Here is a 25,303-nt window from a genome sequence, read left to right on the forward strand (position 1 = left end):
GGAGACGTCTTTCCGTATGGCGCGGGCGTCCGGTCCGCGCCTTTTTCTCACCTCCAGGAGCAGCACGATGGGCATCGATTCCGCATCTTCCGGCGGCGTGTATCCGCTGCATCACGGCGACCACAACTCGCATGGCGTGCCGCCGACCGTCAACCCGGTCGCGCTGAGCCACGGGCGCGACCAGCCGTTCTTCGATCCGGTCGCGTACGGCAATGGCCCCGACGACTCGGTGACCGACACGACCGAGGCGGCCGCGATCACGCATCACACGATCCTGATCGACGGGAAGCGCATCGCGTACACGGCGACGGCCGGCCACCTCGTGACGGTCGACCCGAGCAGTTCGCAGCCGGCCGCGAAGCTCTTCTACGTCGCGTTCACGGCCGACGGCGCGAAGGAAGAAACGCGGCCCGTGACGTTCTTCTATAACGGCGGGCCGGGCTCGTCGTCGGTGTTCGTGCTGCTGGGCTCGTTCGCGCCGAAGCGCATCAAGACGTCGATGCCGGGCTTCACGCCGCCCGCGCCGTACCAGATGGAAGACAACCCGGACAGCATGATCGACCACAGCGACCTGGTGTTCATCAACCCGGTCGGCACCGGCTATTCGGCAGCGGTTGCGCCGAACAAGAACCGCAACTTCTGGGGCGTCGACCAGGATGCGGATTCGCTGAAGCAGTTCATCAAGCGCTACCTGACGAAGAACAACCGCTGGAATTCGCCGAAGTACCTGTTCGGCGAATCGTACGGCACCGCGCGCAGCTGCGTGCTCGCGTACAAGCTGCACGAGGACGGCGTCGACCTGAACGGCATCACGCTGCAGTCGTCGATCCTCGACTACCGGCAGGCCGGCAACCCGGTCGGCGCGCTGCCGACCGCGGCGGCCGATGCGTGGTATCACAAGAAACTCGGCGTCACGCCGGCGCCGACCGATCTCGGCGCGTTCGTCGAGGAAGTCGCGCAGTTCGCGCGCACCGACTACCTGACCGCATTGCGCAACGTGCCGCATGCCGACCCGGCCGCCGTGACGAAGCTGTCGCAATACACGGGCATCGACACGGCAACGCTGCAGACCTGGGGGCTCGACATTGCGGGTTACAACGCGCGCGGCAATTCGCTGTTCCTGACGACGTTGCTGCAGGCACAGGGGCTGGCACTCGGTTCGTACGACGGCCGCGTGACCGGGATCTCGTCGGGCATCGCCGGCAAGATCGACCCGAACTCCGGCGGCAACGATCCGACGATGACGGCCGTGACGGGCGTCTATACGGCGATGTGGAACAGCTACCTGAACGAGCAGTTGAAGTTCACGTCGAGTTCCGCGTTCACCGACCTGAACGACCAGGCGTTCCAGAACTGGGATTTCCACCACATCGACCCGACCGGCGCGCAGCAGGGCATCGATGCGCAGGGGAACGTGATTCTCTACACGGCCGGCGATCTCGCGGCGGTGATGGCGTTGAACGTCGACCTGAAGGTGTTGTCGGCGAACGGCCTCTACGATTTCGTCACGCCGTTCTACCAGACCGTGATCGACCTGCAGCAAATGCCGCTCGAGGATCAGAAGGTGCGACAGAACCTGTCCGCGCGTTTCTATCCGTCGGGGCACATGGTGTATCTCGACGGCGGCTCGCGTACCGCGCTCAAGCGCGATCTCGCGGCGATGTACGACGCGACGGTCAGCGATACGGGCGCGCGGATGCGGATTCGTGCACTGCAGGCGACGAAGACGGGCGGGCACGCGTAACGGTGCCCGTCGGCAGGACGCCGCGCGCAGCCGTGACGGTGCGCGCGGCGTTTTTTTGCTGGGCGGCTTACGCGGCCGGCCAGTCGAACATCGTGTACGGCAGTGCGCGCTTGTGGCGCGACGCGTCGTAGAAGCGCAGCACCGTTTCGTACACGTGGTCGGCGACGGGCTTGCCTTCGAGGAAGTCGTCGATCTCGTCGTAGGTGACGCCGTACGCGTGCTCGTCGGGGCGCAGCGGGCGCAGTTCCTCGAGGTCGGCCGTCGGCACCTTCATCACGATCAGTTCGTCGCCGCCGAGCGCACGGGCCACCGCGCGCACGCGACGCTTGTTCAGCCCCGCGAGCGGCAGGATGTCCGCGCCGCCGTCACCGAACTTCGTGAAGAAACCCATCAGCGACTCGGCCGCGTGATCGGTGCCGATCACGATGCCGTGCCGCGCGCCGGCCACCGCGTACTGCGCGATCATGCGCTCGCGCGCCTTGACGTTGCCGTGCACGAAGTCCTGCTGCGCCGGCGTCTCGAACGCATGGCCGGACGCGACCAGCGCGGCGAGCATCGCGTCGGCGGCCGGCTTCACGTTGACGGTCAGTTCCTCGTCCGCACGGACGAACGCGAGCGCGCGCTGCGCATCGGCTTCGTCGTTCTGCACGCCGTTCGGCAAACGCATCGCGATGAAGCGGGCATCGTAGCCGCCGGCGCGCAGCTTTTCGACCGACAGCTGGGCGAGCCGGCCGGCCGTCGACGAATCGACGCCGCCGCTGATGCCGAGCACGTAGGTCCGCAGGCCGGTCGAACGAAGGTATTGCGCGAGGAACTCGACGCGGCGGTCGATTTCGGCCTCGGCGTCGAAGTGCGGGGCGACGTTCAGTTCGGCAATGATCGCGCGTTGGCGGCTGGCGTAATCGGCGGATGTCATGAAAGGAGTTCCGGAACGAAATCAAGGCGCCCATCATAAGCGCAATCGCGCCGCGGTGCCGCGCCGGGCGTGCGATCCGGCGATTTCGCGTTGCTTCGGCGAGACGGGCCGCATCGCCGTGGTGCACGGTGGGCCGGGCGGGTGCAACGATGCCGCGTGACGGGCGTTCGCGCGGCCGGTGTTCGATGCGTGTGGCGGCTGATGTGGGCGCGGCTGCATGGCGCCTCCACACGGTCGGCCGCGTCAGCGCCGCGCGAGCACGACGCCTACCAGCGCGAGCGCGAAGCCGGCGAGCTGGATCGCCGCGAGCGTCTCGCCGAACAGCCAGTAGCCCTGCAGCGCGGCCAGCGGCGGCGCGAGGAACAGCAGCGACGTCGCGCGTGCGGCGTTGCCGCGCCGCAGCATCCACATCAGCATCGTGACCGCGCCGCCGGACAGGAACACGACGCCCCACACGAGCGACACCCACAGCGCCGGCGCGCCGATCCAGCGCGTCTCGTGCAGCAGCGCGACGAAGATGGCCGCGACGACGGCTGCCCCGAAGTTCTGGATGGCAACCGCCGTGCGCAGGTCGCTCTGCGCGAGCTTGCCTTTCTGGTACAGCGAGCCGGCGGTGATCGACCCGACCGCGAGCACCGAGACGGCGACGACGAGCCACGCCGGCGCGGCGCCCGGCGGCGGCGCGACGCCGCCCGTGACCTTCGGCGCCAGCACGAGCGCGACGCCGGCGAGGCCGAGCGCCATGCCGAACCAGCCGCGCGCGGGCAGGCGCTCGTTGAACAGCGGGACGGCGAGCACGGCGGTGGCGAGCGGCTGCAGTGCGCCGAGCAGCGCCATGACGCCGGCGTTCAGCCCTTGCGCGACGGCCCAGTAGCTCGCGCCGAGATAGACGCCCTGCAGCAGCGCGCCCGCGATCAGATGGCGCGGCCATTCGCGCCGGGCCGGCCACGGCGCGCGGGAAACGAGCGCCACCGCGCCGAACAGCGCGGCCGTGCCCGCGAAGCGCGCGAGCAGGAACAGGTTCGGATCGGCGTACGGCTTGATTGCCCGCGCAACGATGAAGCCGGTGGACCAGAGGGCGACGAAGGCGGCGGCGACGAGCGAGGTCAGCATGCGTGGCGGGCCGCGACGCGGCCGGACAGAATCGTGAAGTCGGCCAGTATCGGGGGAAGCGACGCGGGCGTCTTGTCGAATCCTGCACTCATGCCGCGTGCCGCGCAGGCGGCCGGCTGTCGATGCGGGTTGGGCGGGCGGTGCCGGGCGGAAGGCGGCGGGCGCCGCCCCGGAATGCGGAGTGAGCGTGAAGCCGCGGAGATCAGTCGATCGAGAACGTGTCGAGCGGCTGGTTGGCGCGTGCATCGGTCGCGAAGCGCGCGGCGAGCTGTTCGTAGAGCCGGCGGGCCTCGTCGAGCGTCAGGTCGATCCAGTACGGATCGCCGGCCGCGTCGTTGAGACGTTCGGGCGGAAACTGGATTTCGATCACACTGCCTTTGCGATACATGGCGCGAGCCCCTTTGCTTGGTCTGTCGTTCGGCGAAGCGCAAAGTGTAGCAACCGGCGCCGCGCCGATTCGCGCGCGTCAGGCAATACAGAATTTCGCTTTCGGGAAACGCGGCCCGGCGGGTTTCCCGCCGCAGTCAAATGCCGGTCAAACGGCCGTAATACAATGGCTGGCTTACCCATAACCAGTCGCCTCGGGCGCACACGCGATGCTGGCGGAACAACGTCATCAATTCATCCTGTCGGAACTCGGACGGTCGGGCGCATTGTCGGTCGCGGAACTCGTCCGCTCGCTCGACGTGTCGCGCGAGACCGTGCGGCGCGACCTGAACGCACTGGCCGCACGCGGCCTGCTCGTGATGACGCACGGCGGCGCGCTGGCCGCGGATCGCCGCGAGCCGAGCCTGTCCGAGCGCGAAGCCGCGAACGCGGAGGCGAAGCGCACGATCGGGCGGCGCGCGGCCGAGTTCGTGCCCGACGATGCGTCGGTGCTGATCGATTCGGGCAGCACGCCGCATGCGGTTGCGCTCGCGCTCGCCGACCGTCACCGGCTGTCGATCTACACGAACGACTGGCGCACCGCGTTCGTGCTCGCGCGGCGCAACGGCAACCGCGTGACGCTGCTCGGCGGCGAGCTGTCCGACGACGAGGACGCCACCTTCGGGCTCGACACGATCCAGCAGCTGGCGCAGTACCACGTCGATTTCGCGTTCGTCGGCGCCGGCGGCATCACGCCCGACGGCGAATGCACCGACTACTCGCGGCTCGCGGCCGAGGTGCGCAGCCGGATGATCGCGGCGGCCGGCACCGCGATGATCGTCGCCGACCATTCGAAATTCGGCCGCGTGACGCCGGTGCGGATCAACGGCACCGGCGCCGCCCGTTATCTCGTGACCGAGCGCGCACCCGACAAGGCCGTGCGCCGTGCGCTGACCGCGCGCGGGATCGAGCTGCTCGTGTGCGACTGACGCGCGTCCGACATACAAGGTTCATCGAACCGTCATCCGCAGGGAAGATGCACCGTCAAGACTGACCCATTCACTCGACCGGCCGCAAGGCCAGGGAGCAACGAATGACCGTCAGCGTGCGCAGCTATCTTTCCCCCACTCTGGTCCTGCTGGCCTTCGACTGGCCCGATGCGGCGTCGCGATCCGATTTCCTCGGCTTCGCGATCCGGCGCACGCCGGGCTTCTGGTCGGCCGACGGCAAGACGCGCGCGCCGGACAGCTGGCTACCGAACCGCCTGACGTTCGATGGCCCCGCCGCACAAACGCAGGGCGATGCGCCGACCGACCAGGCGCCGATCCAGAAATTCATGTGGTGGGATGCACGCATCGATCCGCAGGATCGCGGCGCGGCGTTCCGCTACGACGTGTATCCGGTCGTCGGCACGCCGGCGAACCTGCAGGTGCTCGACGCGCAAGCCGGCGTGTGCGACGTCGTGCTGCCCGCGCATATCGAGGACGGCATCGGCACGTGGTTCAACCGCGCGGCGGTCAGCTCGCAGGCCTTCGCGAGGCAGGTGGCGGCGCTGGGCCTCGCGCCGAATGCGGCGCCGAGCGCGGCGCAGGCGCTGAAGCTGCGCACGTGGCTCGCGAACGACATGGAGCAGGTGTTCGCGGAGATGCTCGACCCCGCGTCGCGCGCCGCGTCGGCCGTCTATCACCTGACCGACACGCTGTGGGCGCTGCCCGCGTTCGAAGCGTTCGGACGCCAGCACGGCGAAGCGTCGCTCGCGATCGTCTACGACGCGCACACGACGGCGCGCAAGGGCAAGCCGCCGCTGCCGTCGCCGAACCAGCCGGCCGTCGATGCGCTGCAGGGTCTCGCGACGCTCGCGCCGCGCGACAAGACGCACATCATGCACGACAAGTTCATCGTGACCGATGCGTCGTCGAATGCCGCGCCCTCGCGCGTGCTGACCGGTTCTGCGAACTTCACGACCGAAGGGCTCACGGAGCAGGCGAACGTGCTGCACGCGTTCGACTCGCCCGCGCTTGCCGCGCTGTACAACGATCGCGCGCATGCGCTGGCCGGGAATCCGTCGATCGCGGAGACGGCGAAGCTGTCGCCGGGCTGGTCGGCACCGATGACGATCGGCAGCGCGCAGGTGCGGCTCGCGTTTTCGCCGGAGCCGGCGGGGCAGCGCACCGAGATCGACACGATCGTCGCCGCGATCGCGGCCGCGAAGCATTCGGTGTGCTTCTGCCTGTTCATGCCGACCGACGCGGCGCTGCGCGACGCGTGTTTCGCGGCCGGCGACCGCGGGCTGATGATGTTCGGGCTGGTGAACAAGATCAACGTGGGCAGCGCGACGAAGGCCGATGCCGGGCAGCAGGGCGGCCAGGCGCTCGATGCCGCGACGCTCGCGAACCTCGAGCTGTACCACCGCAGCCGCGACAACCACGACGTGATCGATGCGCAGTATTTCTCGCCGGCTACCGTGCCGCAGGGTTTCGAGCCGGAATTGCGGTTGTTTCCGGGGGAGCCGGCGCCGGCCTTTCCGCCTGTCGTGATCCATCACAAGTTCATCGTGATCGATGCGGAAGGTGCGAATCCGGTCGTCTATACGGGCTCGGCGAACATGAGCCGCAATTCCGAGCAGTACAACGACGAGAACCTGCTCGAGATCCGCGACCAGCGCATCGCGGCGATCTATCTCGCGGAATTCCTGCGGCTGTACGAGCACTACCGCGCGCGGGCACTGGCGATCAATGCGAAGCAGCACGGCACGGACGGCGGCACGGGCACGCATGCGCGGCTCGCGCTTGCACCCGATTCGAGCTGGGCGAAGAAGTATTACGTGGCGGGAAGCCCGGAAGAGAAGGCGCGAATCGCACTGGCGTCGACCGCGCCGACGGACTGACTCACGAAGGAGCGCCGGGCGCGGATGTCGCGCGCCCGGCTCGAGTCTGGCAGGGAAACCGGCCGCCGCCGCTTATGCGGCGACGTAGCGCAGCACGGCGTCGGCGATCGTGTCGCGGTGCCGCGCGCGCAGGCGCGGCGCCGACGGATCGCGGCCGAATGCGGCGCCGAACGTGTAGCGGTTCGACACGCGGTGGAAGCAGAACGAGCTGATCAGCAGGTGCAGGTCGAATGCGTCGATGTCCTTGCGGAACGCGCCGCTCGCCGCGCCGCGCTCGACCAGTTCCTCGAGCGTCTTGATGATGCTGACGTTGCGGTTCTTGAACGACTTGAGCTGCTCGAGATACTTCGCGCCGTGGATGTTCTCGATCGACACGAGGCGGACGAAGTCGCGATGCTTGTCGTGATAGTCGAACGTGAATTCGACGAGGCGGCGCATGCCCTCGCGCGGCTCCATGTCGCCGACGTGCAGCTCCTGCTCGAGCGCGCGGATGTCGCCGTACACCTTCTCCAGCACGGCCTCGTACAAGCCTTCCTTGCTTTCGAAGTAGTAATAGAGCATGCGCTTCGTCGTGTTCGTGCGCTCGGCGATGGCATCGACGCGCGCGCCGGCGAGGCCCATCGCGGAGAACTCCTGCGTGGCGACGTCGAGGATGTTGCGCTTGGTTTGCTCGGGATCGTATTTGCGCCGCGCATCGGACGGAAGCGCGCGGGTGTCGGACGTGGCGGCCTTGCTTCCTGCTTTCATGTGGACTTATTGTGGCTTCGGCGGCTTGGAAAAGCCATTCTAGCATGTGGGAAATTCCCGCCCGGCCGACCTTCCGCTCTAATCGGCAGGGCGGTTTCGGCCGCCGTGGCCGCCGCTCAGCGGCGGCAGGACGCGAGCGCGTCGCGGGCCTGGTATGCCGTATACGTGAGCTGGGCGGCAGCGAGGCCCGCCAGCCCGAACGTGCGCGTGAGCCCGAACGCGTTGAAGCCTTCCGGCACAGGCCGGCCTTCGGCCAGCGTGGCCGCGAGCACCTCGCCGGCCACCGTGGTCGGCGCCATCCCGTGGCCGCCGAACGCGATCGCGTGCCACACGCCGTCCGCGTCGCGGCCGATCTGCGGCATCTTGTGCCGCGCGTAGCTCATCAGCCCGCCCCACGCGTAGTCGACCTTCACGCCTTCCAGTTGCGGATACACGCGCAGCAGGTCGCGCCGCAGCAGGCGCGCAATCGCGTCGGGGCCGCGGTCGAGCACGGAGATCCGGCCGCCCCACAGGATGCGGGTGTCCTTCAGCGGACGGTAATAGTCGAACGCGAAACGCGTGTCGTAGATCGCGTACGGTGCGTCGATCGCGTCCGGCAGGCGCGCGCCGAGCGGTTCGGTCGCGATCACGTAGGTCGCGATCGGCAGCACCGCGCGCTCGATACGCGGCGACACGCCGCGCGCGTAGCCGCCGCCGGCGAACACGACGTCCTTCGCGCGCACCGTGCCCTGCGCCGTGCGCACGACGTAACCGGCGCCTTCGCGCGCGATGCCGAGCGCGGCCGAGCGTTCGTACACCCGCGCGCCGCCGCGCGATGCGGCCGCCGCGACGCCGAGCACGTACTTGAGCGGATGGAAGTGGAAGGCGTTCGGTTCGAACAGGCCGCCGTAGTAGCGCTGCGTCTTCAGCCGCTTGCGCAGCGCGTCCGTCGAAACGGGTTCCCAGTCGACGCCGAGCTCGTCCTTCATCAGCGTGCGTACGCCGTCGAGCCGGGACGGATCGTCGAACCAGTTCGCGAGCATCACACCCTGGTCGACGATGTCGCAGTCGATGCCGTAGCGCGCGATCCGCGCGCGGATCAGGTCGACCGCGTCGACGGTGAGCCGGTACAGCCGGCGCCCTTCGTCGCGGCCGAGCGTGCGCAGCAGGTCGGCGTTGTCGAGGCTGTAGCCGCCGAAGACGAAGCCGCCGTTGCGGCCCGATGCGCCGAAGCCGACGCGTTCGCTGTCGAGCACGACGACGTCATGCACGCCGCGCTCGACGAGGCCGAGCGCCGTGCACAGGCCGGCGAGGCCGCCGCCGACGATGCAGACCTGCGTGTCGATCGTGCCGGTCAGTTGCGGGTAGGGCCGGCGGGTAACGGTGGCTTCGTAGAAGTTCTGCATGCGATTTCGTTGACTCTTGACGGCGGAAAAACAGGCGGCGCGCGTCGATCTTGCCTGAACGTGCGCGCCGCGTCGAATGGGGGTTGTCTGGGCACCGGCTGCCGCACTCGCATGGCGGCCGGTGCGATCCGGGTCGATTGGGCCGATCCGCGTGATCAGGTGCCCGGCGTCGGGTTGGCCGGACGGGCGACGTAGCCCGCGTAGCCGGTTTCAGCTTGGGGGGCGGGCTCGGGCGTCGCGTTGAGTTCGATCCACGGTGCGATCTCCATGTCTTCGTAGCGCACGAGACGGCATTTGCGCACGATTGCGTAGCCGAGCCAGATCGCGAGGAAGAACGGCAGGCCGATGTAGGTCGCGGCGACGCCGACCCAGTCGATCTTGTCGGAGAGGAACGCCTGGTAATCCTGGCCGAGCGCGATCACCGCGCACAGCGCGAACGCGAACAACGGGCCGAACGGGAACCACTTCGACCGGTACGGCAACTGGTCGAGCCGGTAGCCCTGTTTCAGGAAGCCCTTGCGGAAGCGGTAGTGGCTGACCGCGATGCCGAGCCAGGTGATGAAGCCGGCCATGCCCGACGTGTTCAGCAGCCACAGGTACACGGTCTTGTCGCCGTACAGCGACGTGAGGAAACACAACGCGCCGACGGCCGTCGTCGCATACAGCGCGTTGCGCGGCACGCCGCCGCGCGACAGCTTCGCGAAGATCTTCGGCGCACGGCCTTCGACCGCGAGGTTGTAGAGCATCCGCGTCGATGCATACATGCCCGAGTTGCCGGCCGACAGCACGGCCGTCAGGATCACCGCGTTCATCACGCCGGCCGCGAACGCGAGGCCCGCGTGGCGGAACACGAGCGTGAACGGGCTCACGCCGATGTCGGTCACGTCGCTCTTCAGCAGGTTCGGATCGGTGTAGGGAATCAGCACGCCGATCACGAAGATCGCCAGCACGTAGAACAGCAGGATGCGCCAGAAGATCTGGCTCACCGCGCGCGGGATCGTCGTGCGCGGGTTTTCCGATTCACCGGCCGCGACACCGATCATTTCGGTGCCCTGGAACGAGAAGCCCGCGATCATCGCGACGCCGAGCATCGTCGCCCAGCCGCCGGCGAACGGCGCGTCGCCGATCGTGAAGTTGCCCCAGCCGGCGCTCGGGCCGCCCTGCATGATCCCGAAGATCATCAGCAGGCCGACGCCGACGAACGCGAGCACCGTCAGCACCTTGATCAGCGCGAACCAGTATTCGGCTTCGCCGAAGCCGCGCACCGACAGCGCGTTGAGCGCGAAGATCAGCGTGAGGAACAGCGCGCTCCACCAGACGCCCGGCACATGCGGGAACCAGTAGTTCATCACGAGCTGCCCGGCGACCAGCTCCACGGCCAATGTCACGGCCCAGCTGTACCAGTAGTTCCAGCCGAGCGCGAAGCCGAAGCCTTCGTCGACGAACTTCGCGCCGTAGGTCGCGAACGAGCCCGATACCGGCATGAACGCGGCCATCTCGCCGAGGCTCGTCATCAGGAAATAGACCATCAGGCCGATCACCATGTACGCGAGCATGGCGCCGCCGGGGCCGGCCTGCGAGATCGACGCGCCGGACGCGACGAACAGGCCCGTGCCGATCGAGCCGCCGATCGCGATCATCCGCAGATGGCGTGCCTGCAGCGCACGGTGGAGGGACGGCTTCGCGGGCGGCGAGCCGGAGGGGCGGGGCGAATCGGGGCGGGCATCTGAATGCATGGCGGGCGCTGGGCGCTGTCTCCGGGATTGTTTTTCGGTGACGAAGCGCGACGCGTTGCCGGGCAGCGGTGATGCGGTGCTGAAACGGGCCGGGTGAGCGGGCCGTGATGCGTGTCGCCTTCGTCTGTCGTCCGGCAGCCGTGATGGCGGCCGGCGGCGCGCCGGGTGCGTTGCACCTCGACGTCGCCACGATTGTGTGTGCGCCGTGCTCGGGCGGCAAACGATATTTCAGAACAGGGTGATGCGGCTTTGTCATCAACTTGTGCGCCGTCACGGCATCGCCAATGCCCGGTCACCGGCCTTGGGTAAGTCTGATATCAGCGAAGAAACGCACGGTGTCATCTCGCCCGGGTGTTGCGTTTTCGGAATGAAGTCGTGAGTTAATATCAATAGCGGCCCGACTTGTGGCCACCGACAATGTGTTTCATGGATCGTGCCCTGCGAGGCGAGGGCGCGCCGTCCGGCGGGTTTCCGGCGGCGGCGCGGTGCGATGCGCCCAACGGCGCACCGGCCTGCCGCGCGGCGCATCCGCTTGCACAGGGCGCGCGAACGCGCTCCAATCGAATCACGCGGGCGGCATTGCCGCCGCACCGATCAATCTGTCCCTGAAGAGGAAGTGATGCAATTCAACGACATTCTCGCCGCGCTCGATATCGATCTCGCGCAGTGGAAAGGCAATGCGCTGACCGCGCGTTCGCCGCTCGACGGCGCGACGCTCGCGACGCTGGCCGTCGACTCGCCCGCCGACGCCGAGCGCAAGATCGACGCCGCGCACGACGCGTTCCTCAAGTGGCGCACGGTGCCGGCGCCGGTGCGCGGCGAGCTCGTGCGCGTGTTCGGCAACGTGCTGCGCGAGCACAAGGCCGAGCTCGGCCGCCTCGTCACGCTCGAAGCCGGCAAGATCACGTCGGAAGGCCTCGGCGAAGTGCAGGAAATGATCGACATCTGCGATTTCGCGGTCGGTCTGTCGCGCCAGCTTTACGGCCTCACGATCGCGTCCGAGCGCCCGGGCCACCGGATGATGGAAACGTGGCACCCGATCGGCGTGTGCGGCGTGATCTCGGCGTTCAACTTCCCGGTCGCGGTGTGGGCATGGAACGCGGCGCTCGCATTCGTGTGCGGCGATTCGGTCGTGTGGAAGCCGTCCGAGAAGACGCCGCTGACCGCGATCGCATGCCACGTGCTGCTGCAGAAGGCGATCCGCGAATTCGAGAAGACCCACCCGGGCGTCGCGCCGGCGGAGCTGAGCCAGCTGGTGCTCGGCATGCGCGATGTCGGCGAGGTGCTGACGGCATCGAAGAAGGTGCCGGTGGTCAGCGCGACGGGCAGCGTGCGGATGGGCCAGGAAGTCGCGAAGGTGCTGAGCCAGCGTCTCGCGCGCGGCATCCTCGAGCTCGGCGGCAACAACGGGATGATCGTCGCGCCGAGCGCCGATCTGGATCTCGTGGTGCGCGCGGTCACGTTCGCGGCGGTCGGCACGGCCGGCCAGCGCTGCACGACGCTGCGCCGCCTGATCGTGCATCGCAGCCTGGTCGACCAGCTGCTGCCGCGCATCGAGAAGGCCTACGCGTCGGTGAAGGTCGGCAACCCGCTTGAAGAAGGCACGCTGGTCGGCCCGCTGGTCGATCGCGCGTCGTTCGATGCGATGCAGAAGGCGCTGGGCGATGCACGCGAGCAGGGCGGTGAAGTGAAGGGCGGCGAGCGCGTCGACGTCGGTCACGCGGATGCGTACTACGTGCGTCCGGCCATCGTGCGGATGCCGAAGCAATCGGCGGTGGTCGAGCGCGAAACGTTCGCACCGATCCTGTACGTGATGGTCTACGACAACTTCGACGACGCGATCGAACTGCACAACGCGGTGCCGCAAGGCCTGTCGTCGGCGATCTTCACGAACGACATGCGCGAGGCCGAGCAGTTCATGTCGGCAGCGGGCAGCGACTGCGGGATCGTCAACGTGAACATCGGCACGAGCGGCGCGGAAATCGGCGGCGCGTTCGGCGGCGAGAAGGAAACGGGCGGCGGCCGTGAGTCGGGTTCGGATGCGTGGAAGGCCTACATGCGCCGCGCGACGAACACGATCAACTACAGCCGTCAGCTGCCGCTGGCGCAGGGCGTGAAGTTCGACGTGTGATGCGGGGCGCCCGGGAGGGCGCTGCGTAGGAGTAGAAAGGGCCGGCTGCCGCGTTGCGGTGCCGGCCCTTCGTTCATCTGCGCGACGGCAAGCGTGCGAGCCGCGTCATGCGTCTCCCGCCGCCGGCATGTTCTGCACGACCAGCATCTGCGGGCTCGACAGCGTGATGCCCGCCGCGCGCAACTGCTTCAGGATCTCGAACAGCAGGTCGCTCTTGGTCGAGCCGGCGATCCGCGGGCTCGACACGTAGCCCGTCACGCTCAGCGTGATGCCGTCCGGCGTGAGCTGACTGAACGTGACCGACGGCGCCGGCTTCTCGAGAATCGCCGCGTGCGAGCGATAGGCTTCGAGCAGCAGGTCGCGCACCTGCTCGGGATCGGTGTTCAGCGGGAACGTCAGCACCAGCGTCGCGACGCCCTGCGTGCTGTTGCCCATCGTCACGTTGCGCAGGTTCTGCGAGATCAGTTGCGAGTTCGGCACGATCACGGTCGAGCGGTCGCTGAGCTGGATCTCGGTCGCGCGTACGTTGATGCGGCGGATGTCGCCTTCGACGCCCGCGATGCTGATCATGTCGCCCACCTTCACCGGGCGCTCGGTCAGCAGGATCAGCCCCGACACGAAGTTCTTCACGATCTCCTGCAGGCCGAAACCGATACCCACCGACAACGCACTGACGATCCACGCGAGGTTGTTCCACCGGACGCCGAGCAGCCCGAGCGTCATCAGCACGAGCAGCACGTAGCCGACGTTGGTGAACAGCGTGATCAGCGACACGCGCATCCCGGTATCCATGCCGAGCGCGGGCATGAACTCGCTGTCGAGCCAGCGGCGCAGCGAGCGCAGCAGGTAGAAGCCGATCGCGAACCCGATCACGGCGTTCATGATCCGGTCGGGCATGATGTTCAGGCTCTGCAGCCGCTGGCTGCCGATCATCGCGACCGCGCTGTCCATCAGGTCGCCCGGTGTCGTGCCGAAGCCGCCCGTCAGCAGCGCGATGGCCGCGATCAGCATCAGCAGGCTCGTGCCGAAGCCGGACAGGACCGTGCGGGCCTGGTCGAGGTGGCGATCCTCGAGCGCGAACAGGTGCTTGATCTGCTGGCCCGTCGTCAGGCTCGACGAGAACAGGCTTTCGCTCGCGTCGCGCGTCAGCTGGATCAGGATGTAGGTGGCGCCCAGCACGATCTCGAACCACACGAGCTCGTAGGTAATGAAGCGCGCGACCGTGATGTAGCCGATCAGGAGTGCGATCAGGGTCGCGATGATGGCGAGCGTGACGGCCGCATGGATCAGCCCGGCGAGCGTCGAGCGCTGCTCGGGCGCTTCGCCGGCGGCCGCGAGCGCGCTGCGCGCGCGGTTCGAGCGCAGCAACGATGCACCGACCGTCACCGCGACGACGAGCGACACGATCCCGCGGCCGAACAGCGTGACCGACAGGCTGGTGTCGACGATCCGGTTGATCGACTCGAGCGTGCCGGACACCAGCAGCAGCGCGGCCAGGATGCCGGGGAACGGCTTCATCGCGAGCGCGACGGGATCGGCGAGCGCGGGCAGGCGCCACGAAGGATGCTTCGTGCAGAGCAGCGCGCGGCCGAGCCCGGCGATCAGGGCACAGGTCGCGGCGAGTTTCGCGAACTGGTCCCACAGATCGTTCAGCGCCGGCGTGAGGTCGTAATGGCGCGCGACGGCGAGGTAAAAGATCTGGACGGCGATCGCGGTTGCCAGCAGCGTCGCCAGCGCGGTCGACAACGCCAGCGCGCTGCGGCGCAAACGGGTGGCCGGCAGGCGGTTCACGCAGAACCACGCGAGCCCGCGCTCGATCAGCCGGCGGCCGCCGATCCATGCCGCGAATGCGGCAACCAGCAGCAGCACCGTGATCGCCTTTTGCCCGGGCACCCACGACGAGCGCAACATGTCGAGCATTTCTTCGTCGAAATCCCCGAGCCGCTGGGCGTCGTCCGGCGAAAGATGGAACAGCGGCAGCCAGAACTGCGCGCTGAAAATGCCGCCCGAACGGAACGCGAGCTGGTTCTTCAGCAGGCCGCGATGCAGCTTCGCGAACTGCTCGTTCAGGTTCGTGAGGCTGGCCTTCTGGTCGGCGGCCTGCTTCAGCGCCGCGTCGATCTGTGTCTTGCGCGCGTTCAGCGTGGCCCGCTGCTTCGCGACGGCCGGCGTTTCCGGCGCGGCACCCTCGGCAGGCGGGGGGCCGAGCACGTCGAGCTGCCCCTGGATCTGCGCACGCTGCGGCACGAGATCGCTCTGCAGCTTCTCGACATCGGTGCTCAACTCCTGCGTCGAGTCGCTGAGCCCGTCCAGCTCCTTGCTGTTGGACGCGTTCGAGGTCTGCTGCTTGATGCGGTCGAGTTCGGCCTGCATCTGCTTGAGCTGCGCGATGGCGTCGTTCAGCGAGATGGCCGGGACGGGCGCGCCGACGCCGCTCGCGTTCGGGGCCGAGGCGGCCGCCGGAAACGCCGACGCGGTCGCGATCGCCGCGAACTGCAGCAGGGCGATCAGGGCGATCCGGCGAGCGTAGATGGATAGTCGTTGTATGGACATGGAATGCTTACGATTTGCCGACAATGCCGGTCGCCGAAAGGCGCCCGGAAGCCGGTGGTTGGCCCGGTAGCATGTTACCGGGGTGTGGAACGCGTGGTTGTACCGATTGCGTACCGCGGTTGTGGCGATTTCGCTGGGGTGTGCCCGGGCGAAACGGCATACCAGGCCCGGACGGTGGGGCCGGCGCCGCTCCGGCATGACGACCGATTGCGGTTCTGGCGCGTTTTCAGTACCCGACAGACGGTTACGCAAGTTACACATTATCTGGTGCAAAAGTGGGGTGTCCGAAGCGGCTCCTGGCCGGCGCGTGGCCGCCCGTCGTCGCGTTCTTGATATCGGGGCCGTGGTGTGCGCGCGCCGGACGGACGCGCCGGTACAATGCACCGATTCGCCCGACGGCGGCTCGCTGGCCGCCGGACAACAACACGACACGATCAGGAGACGCGCCCACGATGGCCTCAACGGACAGCCTTTCGCAGGCACCTGCCCAATCCTCACCCGTCGACCCCGGCTCCATCTCGGCTCGACTCGACCGCCTGCCGCCCACCCGCACCGTCTGGAAACTCGTCGTCCTGCTGAGCCTCGGCTTCTTCTTCGAGCTCTACGACCTGCTCTATAGCGGCTACGTCGCCCCCGGCCTCGTGAAAAGCGGCATCCTGTCGGCAACGACGCACGGCCTGTTCGGCACCACGGGCGTCGCGAGCTTCATCGCCGCACTGTTCTCCGGGCTTTTCATCGGCACGATCGCGTGCGGCTTCCTCGCTGACCGTTTCGGCCGCCGCGCGATCTTCACCTGGTCGCTGCTGTGGTACACGGCCGCCAACGTCGTGATGGCGTTCCAGGACACCGCCGCCGGGCTGAACTTCTGGCGCTTCGTCGTCGGTCTCGGCCTCGGCGTCGAGATGGTGACGATCGGCACGTACATCTCCGAGCTCGTCCCGAAGCAGATCCGCGGCCGCGCATTCGCGTGCGAGCAGGCGGTCGGGTTCGTCGCGGTGCCGGTGGTCGCGTTCCTCGCGTACCTGCTCGTGCCGCACGCCCCGTTCGGCCTCGACGGCTGGCGCTGGGTCGTGCTGATCGGTGCACACGGCGCGCTCTTCGTGTGGTGGATTCGCCGCGAACTGCCGGAAAGCCCGCGCTGGCTCGCGCAGCAGGGCCGGGTCGAAGAAGCCGATCGCATCATGCGGGCGCTCGAGGCCAAGGTCGAAGCCGAGTACGGCCGCCCGCTGCCGCCGCCCGCGCCTGCCGAGCCCGTGCCGCCGCGCGGCAGCTTCCGCGACATGTGGGTGCAGCCGTATCGCAGCCGCACGATCATGATGACGATCTTCAACGTGTTCCAGACGGTCGGGTTCTACGGTTTCGCGAACTGGGTGCCGACGCTGCTGATCAAGCAGGGCATCACGATCACGTCGAGCCTGATGTATTCGAGCGTGATCGCGCTTGCCGCGCCGATCGGCCCGCTGATCGGCCTCGTGATCGCCGACCGCTTCGAGCGCAAGTCGGTGATCGTCGCGATGGCGGCGGCGATCGTCGTCTGCGGGCTGCTGTTCAGTCAGACGACGGTGGGCGCATTCCTGATCGTGCTCGGCATCGGCCTCACGCTCGCGAGCAACATCATGTCGTACAGCTTCCACGCGTATCAGGCCGAGCTGTTCCCGACGTCGATCCGCGCGCGGGCCGTCGGCTTCGTCTATTCGTGGAGCCGCTTCTCGGCGATCTTCTCGTCGTTCGTGATCGCGGCGGTGCTGAAGGGATTCGGCACGTTCGGCGTGTTCGCGTTCATCGCGGGCGCGATGGTGATCGTGATGGCCGCGATCGGATTCATGGGGCCGCGCACGAAGGGCATCGCGCTCGAAACTATTTCGAAGTAAATGGTGGTTGCGCACGCATGTCGCACGGTTCGTGCGGCGTGCGTGCGATGCGATGTAGATTGCATCGCGCGTAGGGTGCGTACTGCGTGTGGCGAGTGATTTGGTGTCCGAATCGATTTGTAGATCCAGTCGTGCCTTCACGAAGCACTCCGCTTCCTGTATCGATCGCTAACGCACAGCGAATCAGGCTGCCACGTAACGAAAAAGCAAGCGGAAACGAGTTGAAACAAAGTTGAAACAAAGCGTGACGAAGCGCAAAACCGCGACGCTCGCCCCTGCCGATTCTTGCATGGACGCGTAGAATGAAGGGCCTGACGACTCATTAGCCGCCATCGGACCGACCGCGTTGCAACAGCGAACGGCTTCGACGCGAAGAGGCGTCGGCGCCGGGCGCACATGATGCGCCGGACGTGTCGATGGCTCGCGCGGAAGATGCGCCGCCCGCAACAGCAGCATGCGGCGGCCGGATCGGCCGATGGCTTCGAACGTATGATGCCTTTCAGCTTCACGCGGCGATTTGCGAAGCCGCGTTGCCTTGCCCGTGTCGCCGCTGCGTGTATTGGGATCGCCGCGGCACTGCCGATCTCCATGCTCGTCGAGCGGCCAGCCTTTGCGGCGTCCGACGCATCGGCGCCCGTCGCTACGTCGTCCTCATCAGTCGAGTCACCCGCATCGGCAGCTTCTCGGGCGCATCCCGCTTCGGCGGCGCATGCATCGTCGGGTGCGTCGGCGGCCAAGCCCGCGTCTGCCGCATCACACGCGCATCCCGTGGAGCCTGCCAGCCCGGCGTCGGGTGCTTCGGGCGCATCCGCCGCATCCACCGCCGCACCTGCATCCGCCGCTTCCGCCACGCCTGCCAGCGAGGCCGAGCCACCCGCACCGACACCGCCGCGCCAGCATCCGCCCCTGTCCGCCGAAGAGGCAAAAGATGCGACGGCGCGCGCGATCGACATGCGCAAGCGCTTCACACAGGAAGTCACGCGGCGCCTGAACGTACCGGCAAGCGAGCAACGCGCGTACGGCGAGCGTCTCCAGAAAGCGCTCGACGACGCTGACCTCGGCAACCTGGCCGGCGAATACATCGCGATGGTCGACCGCGCACCGAACGTTCAGGCGCTGTTCATCTACTTCCGCGCGACGCCGGCCAACGCGTGGATGATGATCGGCGCATCGCCGGTCGGCACCGGGCTGCCGGGCACGTACGACCATTTCCTGACGCCGCTCGGCGTGTTCCATCACTCGCCGGACAACATGGATTTCCGCGCGGAAGGCACGACGAACGAGAACGGCATTCGCGGCTATGGGCACCGCGACATGCGCATCTACGACTTCGGCTGGGTGGACGGTGAGCGCGGGTGGGGCAAGGGCGGCGTGTCGCCGATGCGGTTCCAGATGCATGCGACCGACCCCGATCGCCTCGAAGCGCTGCTGGGCATCCGGCACTCGAAAGGGTGCGTGCGCATTCCCGCGTCGCTGAACACGTTCTTCGACCGGCACGGCCTGCTCGACGACGACTACCAGGCGCGCGTCGAGGCCGGCAAGTCGCTGTGGGTGCTGCGCCGCGATCGCGACATCACGCCGATCGCGGGCCGCTACCTGGTCGTGATCGACAGCGCACGCAAGACGCGGCCGGCATGGTCGCCGTTGCCGGGGCGCAAGGCGTGGTCGCAGCTGCCGAAGGGCGGCGACACGGCGGATTGACGGCCGGCGAGGCGGGCACGGGAGCGATCCGGATGAGAATAAATCCGTTTTATTGAACCATAATAAAAGCAAACTTTTATTATCCGATCCGGGTTCGTATAGTCGAGGCCAGTTTCGCGGAACCCTGCCGCGCCTGGACCACCACCGATCACACGACCCGATGAAAACTCTCTACAAGCTCGCTCCGCTCGCGATGCTCGGCGCCTTCGCGACGCATGCCTGTGCGCAAAGCAGCATCACGCTGTACGGTCTCATTTCGGCCGGTGTCGGGTTCGCGACCAACCAGGGCGGCAAGAACGCCTGGCAGGCGTTGTCCGGCACGAACCAGAACCCGCGCTGGGGGCTGAAGGGCAAGGAGGATCTCGGGCAGGGGCTGTCCGCGGTCTTCCAGCTGGAGAACGGCTTCAACGTGATGACCGGCACGGCTGCGCAGAACGGCCGCGAGTTCGGGCGGATGGCCTACGTCGGCCTCGCCGACCGCACCTACGGCGCGTTGACGTTCGGCCGCCAGTACGACGCGATCCACGACTACATCGGGCCGGTGATCATCGCGAGCAACGGCGTGAACATCGGCGACAACGACAACGGCTACAACGACATCCGCGTGCAGAACTCGGTGAAGTACGTGAGCCCCGTCTACTACGGCCTGAAACTCACCGCGCTGTACGGCTTCAGCAACGCGACCGGCTTCGCGAACAACAGCGCATACAGCTTCGGGCTCGGCTACGAGCAGGGCCCGCTGCGCTGGAGCGTGGTCTACGCGCAGTACAACCATCCGTACAGCGCGACGAACCAGGACGGCGCGATCGCGAACGACTATGCGTCGCCGCTGCTGATCTTCAGCAAGAGCGCGATGTCGCCGGCGGCGTACGCGAGCCGGCAGCGGATCGCGGGCACGGGCGGCTTCTACACGATCGGCCGCGCGCAGTTCGCGGCGATGTTTACCGACGTGCGCTACGATTACCTCGACAATTCGCACCTGCACCTGCAGAACCTCGGCGTGAACGTCGTCTACACGATGACGCCGCAGCTCTTCCTCGGCGCCGCGTATGCGTTCACGAACGGCAAGTACGACGTGATCGACAAGCGGCCGAAATGGCACCAGGTGAACCTGCAGGCCGATTACTTCCTGTCGAAACGCACCGACGTCGCGCTGACGGTGATCGCGCAGCAGGCGGCCGGCGACGCGGACCATGCGCAGATCTTCGCGTACGCACGCTCGACCGGCACGCGCCAGATGATGGCGACGCTCGGCGTCCGGCATGTTTTCTGAGCGCCCGACCATGACCCATCCGATCGCCTCCCGCCGCACCTTCCTGAAACTGTCCGCCGCGCTGGCCGGCACCGCGCTGCTGCCCGAAACGGGCGCGTTCGCGGCCGGCGGCGACGCCGCGCGCCGCACGGTGATCATCGATACCGACCCGGGGCAGGACGACGCGATCGCGCTCCTGTTCGCGCTGGGCGCGCAGGACAGGCTCGACGTGCGCGCGCTGACCGCCGTCGCCGGCAACGTGCCGCTCGACCTGACCGAACGCAATGCGCGGATCATCCGCGACTGGGCCGGCCGCACGAAGACGCTGCCCGTCTACGCAGGCTGCCCGCGTCCGCTCGTGCGCGATCTCGTGACGGCCGCGAACGTGCACGGCAAGACCGGGCTCGAAGGCGTCGAGTTGCACGAGCCGCGCGCCCCGCTTGCCGCCGGTCACGCGGTGGCGTATCTCGTCGATACGCTGAGCCGCGCGGCGCCGGGCAGCGTGACGCTGTGCGCGCTCGGCCCGCTGACGAACCTCGCGACCGCGCTGGTCGAAGCGCCGCAGATTCGCAGCGCGCTGCGCGAAATCGTGCTGATGGGCGGCGCGTTCTTCGAGCGCGGCAACATCACGCCGGCCGCCGAATTCAATATCTACGTCGATCCGCAGGCGGCTGAAGTCGTATTCGGCAGCGGCGTGCCGATCGTCGTGCTGCCGCGCGACGTCGCGGTGAAAGCGCCGATCACGCCGGCGCGTGTCGCACCGTTCCGCGCGCTCGGCAACCGCTGCGGCGCGATCGTCGCGGACATCATGGACGCCGAACTCGCGTACAACAAGAAGCGGCGCGGCGTCGAAGACGCGCCGATGTACGACCCGACCGCGGTCGGCTATCTCGTCGATCCGACGCTGTTCGGCGGGCGCAAGGTGAACGTGATGGTCGAGACGACCGGGCAGTGGACGCTCGGCGAAACCGTCGTCGACTGGAACGGGCGCAGCGGCCGCACGGCGAACGCGACGTGGATCAACGAGGTCGATGCGGACCGCTTCTACGCGGCGCTCGTCGAGCGCATCGCGAAGCTGCCCTGAACGCGGGCAGTCACGCGGCGAACCATGAACGGTGAACGTGGACGCAATCAGATGTGCTGCGCAATCCATTCGCGGCACGCCCGCACGTGCGGGCCGCGATCGTCGCCGGTGAGCGAGATCAGCGAGATCGCGCGCGTGACGCGCGGCTTGTCGACGCGCAGCGCGACGAGTTCGGGATCGTGCAGATGCATCGTGTAGAGGCTCGGCAGCACGGCGGTCGCGAGGCCGTTGCGCGCAAGCGCGTAGAGCGGCTCGGTGTATTCCATCCGGTACGTGACGTTCAGACGCAGCTTCTCGGCGCCGCCGGTGCGATGCAGCGATTCGCTGACGCTGCCGCGCACGAACACCGCGAGCTCGCGATCGACGAGCCTGGCCCACGTGACGCTCTTCGCGCGGGCAAGCGGATCGTCACGCCGCACGACGATCACGATCTCGTCCTCGAAGAGCTGCTGGTAGCGCAGCGTGCCGTCGTCGCTGTCCGGTTCGCGCACGCCGATGCCGAGATCCGCGACGCTGTCGCGCACGGCTTCGACGAGCGCGCTGTTCGGCAGGTCGGTGAGGGTGAAGCGCAGCGTCGGATGCGCGTCGCGCAGTGCATTGAGCGCGGGCAGCAGGCGGCCCGCGACCGACGGGATAAACGCGATGCGCACGGTCTGGATGCGTTCGCCGATGAGCCGCGTCATGTCGTCGAAGGTGCCGCGCGCCTGGTTGAGCAGGCGTTCGGCGAGCGGCAGCACGGCTTCGCCCGCGGACGTCAACGTAAGCCGGTGCGCGGAGCGCGCGAACAGGCGCCCGCCGAGCAGGAACTCGATCTGGCGGATCGACGCGGTGAGCGCGGGCTGCGTGAGCGACAGCGCCTGCGCGGCCTGCGTGAAGCTGCGTGCGTGGGCGAGCACGACGAAGTGCTGGACCTGCCGCAGCGTAAGCGCGGGCAGCAGCGACGAGCGGTCGGACGACATCGGGCAATAACGGTCGGGATGCGGTACGCGGCAGTATAAGACCGCGCTGCGTGAATCGACACAGGACAATATTCGGAATCACAGGAGAACCACCATGTCAGCGACTGACACGATGCCGGCGCGCGCGCCGGCCCACTGGCTCGAACGCCGCTTCGCGCTCGCCGCGCGCGGTACGAGCGTGCGCACGGAGACGATCGCGGGCGTCACGTCGTTTCTCGCGGCCGCGTACCTGCTCGTCGTGATCCCGTCGCTGCTCGCGACGGGCGGCATGGAGCGCGGCGCGGCGACGACCGCGACGATCATCGTGTTCGTACTGTTCACCACGCTGATGGGGCTCTACGCGAACCTGCCGTTCCTCGTCGGCCCCGGCATCGGCGGCTCGGTGATCATCGGCGTGACGCTCGCGACGACCGAGCACGTCGGCTGGCAGACGGGCCTCGGCATCGCCTGCGTGTCGGGCGTGCTGTTCTTCCTGCTGACGATCCTCGGCGCGCGCGGCGTCGTGGTGCGGCTGATTCCGGTGCAGATCAAGCTCGGGCTCGGCGCATCGATCGGGCTGTTCGTGACGATGCTCGGGCTGCGCAACGCGGGGATGGTCGTCGCGAACGCGAAGACCAACGCGTTCGCGCTTGGCGATTTCTCGCGGCCGGGCGCGCTCGTTGCGCTGATCGGCCTCGCGGTCGCGATCGTGCTGCAGGCGCGCAAGGTGCCCGGCGCGATCCTGATCGCGATCCTCGTGGCAGCCGCGGCCGGCGTGCCGCTCGGCGTCACGCATCTGCCCGCGTCGTTCGTGTCGCTGCCGCACAGCATCGCGCCGATCGCGTTCAAGCTCGACATCGGCAGCGCGTTGAGCCTCGCGGCCGCACCGTACCTGTTCGCGTTCTTCGCGGCGGAATTCTTCTCGACGCTCGGCACCGCGCTCGCGGTCGGCGCGAAGGCGAACCTGCTCGACGAACAGGGCAACCTGCCGAACATCAACCGGCCGTTTCTCGTCGATTCGCTTGCGGCGACGCTCGGGCCCGTGTTCGGCATTCCCGCGCTGACCGCGCTGATCGAATCGGCGGCGGGCGTCGAGGCCGGCGGCCGCAGCGGGCTGTCGTCGCTTGCGGCGGCCGTGCTGTTCGCCGCGATGCTGCTGTTCGTGCCGGTCGCGCTCGCGATCCCGAAAGAGGCGACCGCGCCGGCGCTGATCCTGATCGGGCTGTCGATGTTCGCGACGATCCGCCATACGCATTTCGACGACTTCACCGATGCGTTGCCCGTGATGTCGATGGTGCTGCTCACGCTGATGTCGAACAGCTTCGGCACCGGCATCGCGGGTGGGCTGCTGTGCTACGTGCTCGTCAAGCTGCTGGCCGGCCGCTGGCGCGACGTGTCGTGGGGGCTCGTCGTGCTCGCGCTTCCGCTCGGCTACTACTTCTGGACCGTCGTGAAGCCGCACTGAGAGACGGCATTCACGACGCATCGGCACTACCCCAAAAAGAGACTGCAATGAAGGGAACACCAGGTAACGTCCCGGCCGCGCGCACGGGCATCGAGATCACGCCGGCCCATCGGGCCTTCTTCCACGCGCTGCCGAAGGTCGAGCTGCATTGCCACCTGCTCGGCGCGGTGCGGCACGACACGTTCGTCGCGCTCGCGGCGCGCAGCGGCGCGCCGATCGAGCGCGCGGAGATCGACGCGTTCTATGCGCGCGGCGAGAAGCCGGTCGGCGTGCTGCACGTGCTGCGCGCGCTCGACCGGTATCTGCTCACGCAGCCCGACGACCTGCGGCGGATCGCGTACGAGTATCTGGAGGATGCGGCCGCGCACCACGTCCGGCATGCGGAATTCTTCTGGAATCCGACCGGTACGGTGCGCGTGTCGGGTATCGCGTATGCGGATGCGCAGGCCGCGATCGTGACGGGGATTCGCGACGCCGCACGCGACTTCGGGATCGGCGCGCGCCTGATCCCGAGCATCGACCGCGAGCAGGATCCGGACGAAGCGGTGGCGCTCGTCGAATGGATGAAGGCAAACCGCGCGGACGAAGTCGCGGGGCTCGGGATCGACTATCGCGAGAACGACCGGCCGCCGGAGTTGTTCTGGAAGGCCTACCGCAATGCACGCGCGGCGGGCTTTCGCACGACCGCGCATGCGGGCGAGTTCGGGATGCCGTGGCGCAACGTCGAGACGGCCGTCGATCTGTTGCAGGTCGATCGCGTCGATCACGGTTACACGATCGTCGACAACCCGGAGCTGTGCGCGCGCTATGCGGAACGCGGGATCGTGTTCACCGTCGTGCCGACGAATTCGTACTACCTGCGCACGCTGCCGCCGGAGCAATGGGCGGAACGGCACCCGATGCGCAAGATGCCGGGCCTCGGGCTGAAGATCCATCCGAACACCGACGATCCGACGCTGCACAAGGTCAATCCGTCGGAGGCATGGGAGCTGATGTTCAGCCATTTCGGCTTCACCGTGGCCGAGCTGAAGCAGTTCATGCTGAACGGGATCGACGGCGCATGGGTGGACGACGCGACGAAGGCTGCGTGGCGTGCTGCGTGGGCGTCGGAGTTCGACGTGCTGGCTGCCACGCTCGCGGCTGGCTGAGCGCGGCGGCGTCATACGCCGGCCGGTGCTTCAACCGGCCGGCGACTCGTGGTGCCGGAACAGCCTCGCGACGCCCTGCAGGCCGCCGGCGTCGAGCAATTCCGCGTAGTGTTACCGCAGGATCGCGATCGCGACTGCGCCGTGGGTCATGCGGGCTCCCCCTCGTTGAGCGATGACGACGATGGTGTGCGGCGCTCGGCAAGTCCGCTTCGTCCGGGTTGCCTGAGCCGGCACACGCCACTTCACATCTTTTCATTTCCCTGCAC

At 67.8% G+C, this 25,303-nt stretch carries 18 protein-coding genes; 10 read left to right on the plus strand and 8 right to left on the minus strand.

Features of this window, described 5'->3' with window-relative positions:
- The first annotated feature begins 67 nt into the window (after positions 1 to 67).
- The gene (locus CFB47_RS20020; RefSeq protein WP_089462047.1) at positions 68 to 1,744 is read left to right on the plus strand and encodes a S10 family peptidase; all 1,677 of its coding nucleotides are present in this window, start codon (positions 68 to 70) and stop codon (positions 1,742 to 1,744) included.
- Between the two features lie 67 nt (positions 1,745 to 1,811).
- Here the strand turns inward: CFB47_RS20020 and nadE are convergent, their stop codons facing one another.
- From nadE to CFB47_RS20035, 3 genes are all read right to left on the minus strand, one after another.
- Positions 1,812 to 2,660 carry an ammonia-dependent NAD(+) synthetase gene (nadE, locus tag CFB47_RS20025; protein WP_089458893.1) on the minus strand — a complete coding sequence of 283 codons (849 nt, stop codon included), beginning with the start codon at positions 2,658 to 2,660 and terminating at the stop codon, positions 1,812 to 1,814.
- A gap of 243 nt (positions 2,661 to 2,903) precedes the next feature.
- A complete protein-coding gene (locus CFB47_RS20030; protein ID WP_089441619.1) occupies positions 2,904 to 3,773 on the minus strand; it encodes a DMT family transporter in 870 nt (289 codons plus the stop codon).
- A gap of 202 nt (positions 3,774 to 3,975) precedes the next feature.
- Positions 3,976 to 4,161 carry a hypothetical protein gene (locus CFB47_RS20035; protein WP_006480515.1) on the minus strand — a complete coding sequence of 62 codons (186 nt, stop codon included), beginning with the start codon at positions 4,159 to 4,161 and terminating at the stop codon, positions 3,976 to 3,978.
- Positions 4,162 to 4,369: 208 nt separating this feature from the next.
- Between CFB47_RS20035 and CFB47_RS20040 the strand changes: the two genes are divergently transcribed.
- Positions 4,370 to 5,128: a DeoR/GlpR family DNA-binding transcription regulator gene (locus tag CFB47_RS20040; protein ID WP_069252505.1), complete on the plus strand. Its 759-nt coding sequence runs from the start codon at positions 4,370 to 4,372 to the stop codon at positions 5,126 to 5,128.
- Positions 5,129 to 5,232: 104 nt separating this feature from the next.
- Positions 5,233 to 7,026 carry a phospholipase D-like domain-containing protein gene (locus CFB47_RS20045; RefSeq protein WP_089462048.1) on the plus strand — a complete coding sequence of 598 codons (1,794 nt, stop codon included), beginning with the start codon at positions 5,233 to 5,235 and terminating at the stop codon, positions 7,024 to 7,026.
- A 72-nt stretch (positions 7,027 to 7,098) separates the two neighbouring features.
- Here CFB47_RS20045 and CFB47_RS20050 read toward each other — a convergent pair whose 3' ends face one another.
- The 3 genes from CFB47_RS20050 to CFB47_RS20060 all read right to left on the minus strand — a co-directional run bounded on the left by CFB47_RS20050 (position 7,099) and on the right by CFB47_RS20060 (position 10,894).
- Positions 7,099 to 7,773: a TetR family transcriptional regulator gene (locus CFB47_RS20050; protein ID WP_011353990.1), complete on the minus strand. Its 675-nt coding sequence runs from the start codon at positions 7,771 to 7,773 to the stop codon at positions 7,099 to 7,101.
- Between the two features lie 116 nt (positions 7,774 to 7,889).
- A complete protein-coding gene (locus CFB47_RS20055) occupies positions 7,890 to 9,158 on the minus strand; it encodes an FAD-binding oxidoreductase (protein WP_089462049.1) in 1,269 nt (422 codons plus the stop codon).
- 155 nt (positions 9,159 to 9,313) lie between these two features.
- Positions 9,314 to 10,894, minus strand: a complete 1,581-nt coding sequence (locus tag CFB47_RS20060; RefSeq protein ID WP_089458890.1) for an amino acid permease — start codon at positions 10,892 to 10,894, stop codon at positions 9,314 to 9,316.
- A 619-nt stretch (positions 10,895 to 11,513) separates the two neighbouring features.
- Here CFB47_RS20060 and CFB47_RS20065 point away from each other — a divergent pair.
- Positions 11,514 to 13,025, plus strand: a complete 1,512-nt coding sequence (locus CFB47_RS20065; RefSeq protein ID WP_089462050.1) for an aldehyde dehydrogenase family protein — start codon at positions 11,514 to 11,516, stop codon at positions 13,023 to 13,025.
- Positions 13,026 to 13,130: 105 nt separating this feature from the next.
- On the opposite strand, the gene CFB47_RS20070 is transcribed toward CFB47_RS20065, so the two are convergent.
- The gene (locus CFB47_RS20070) at positions 13,131 to 15,578 is read right to left on the minus strand and encodes a DUF3772 domain-containing protein (protein WP_089462051.1); all 2,448 of its coding nucleotides are present in this window, start codon (positions 15,576 to 15,578) and stop codon (positions 13,131 to 13,133) included.
- Positions 15,579 to 16,030: 452 nt separating this feature from the next.
- Between CFB47_RS20070 and CFB47_RS20080 the strand changes: the two genes are divergently transcribed.
- From CFB47_RS20080 to CFB47_RS20095, 4 genes are all read left to right on the plus strand, one after another.
- Positions 16,031 to 17,449, plus strand: coding sequence for an MFS transporter (locus CFB47_RS20080; protein ID WP_089462053.1), 1,419 nt, complete (start codon positions 16,031 to 16,033; stop codon positions 17,447 to 17,449).
- A 399-nt stretch (positions 17,450 to 17,848) separates the two neighbouring features.
- On the plus strand, positions 17,849 to 19,150 hold the full coding sequence (locus tag CFB47_RS20085) for a hypothetical protein (RefSeq protein WP_089463486.1): 1,302 nt from the start codon (positions 17,849 to 17,851) through the stop codon (positions 19,148 to 19,150).
- Positions 19,151 to 19,310: 160 nt separating this feature from the next.
- A complete protein-coding gene (locus CFB47_RS20090) occupies positions 19,311 to 20,423 on the plus strand; it encodes a porin (RefSeq protein WP_089458885.1) in 1,113 nt (370 codons plus the stop codon).
- A 10-nt stretch (positions 20,424 to 20,433) separates the two neighbouring features.
- Positions 20,434 to 21,486 (plus strand): nucleoside hydrolase, encoded by a 1,053-nt coding sequence (locus tag CFB47_RS20095; protein ID WP_089458884.1) that lies wholly within the window; start codon positions 20,434 to 20,436, stop codon positions 21,484 to 21,486.
- A gap of 47 nt (positions 21,487 to 21,533) precedes the next feature.
- Here the strand turns inward: CFB47_RS20095 and CFB47_RS20100 are convergent, their stop codons facing one another.
- A complete protein-coding gene (locus CFB47_RS20100; protein WP_089458883.1) occupies positions 21,534 to 22,445 on the minus strand; it encodes a LysR family transcriptional regulator in 912 nt (303 codons plus the stop codon).
- A 94-nt stretch (positions 22,446 to 22,539) separates the two neighbouring features.
- Between CFB47_RS20100 and CFB47_RS20105 the strand changes: the two genes are divergently transcribed.
- Both CFB47_RS20105 and add read left to right on the plus strand, forming a co-directional pair.
- Positions 22,540 to 23,889 (plus strand): NCS2 family permease, encoded by a 1,350-nt coding sequence (locus CFB47_RS20105; protein ID WP_089458882.1) that lies wholly within the window; start codon positions 22,540 to 22,542, stop codon positions 23,887 to 23,889.
- A gap of 47 nt (positions 23,890 to 23,936) precedes the next feature.
- Positions 23,937 to 25,037 (plus strand): adenosine deaminase, encoded by a 1,101-nt coding sequence (gene add, locus CFB47_RS20110; RefSeq protein WP_089462054.1) that lies wholly within the window; start codon positions 23,937 to 23,939, stop codon positions 25,035 to 25,037.
- The last annotated feature ends 266 nt before the right edge of the window (positions 25,038 to 25,303 follow it).

It is taken from the genome of Burkholderia sp. AU27893, assembly GCF_002223205.1.
In the GTDB taxonomy this organism is placed as follows: Bacteria; Pseudomonadota; Gammaproteobacteria; order Burkholderiales; family Burkholderiaceae; genus Burkholderia.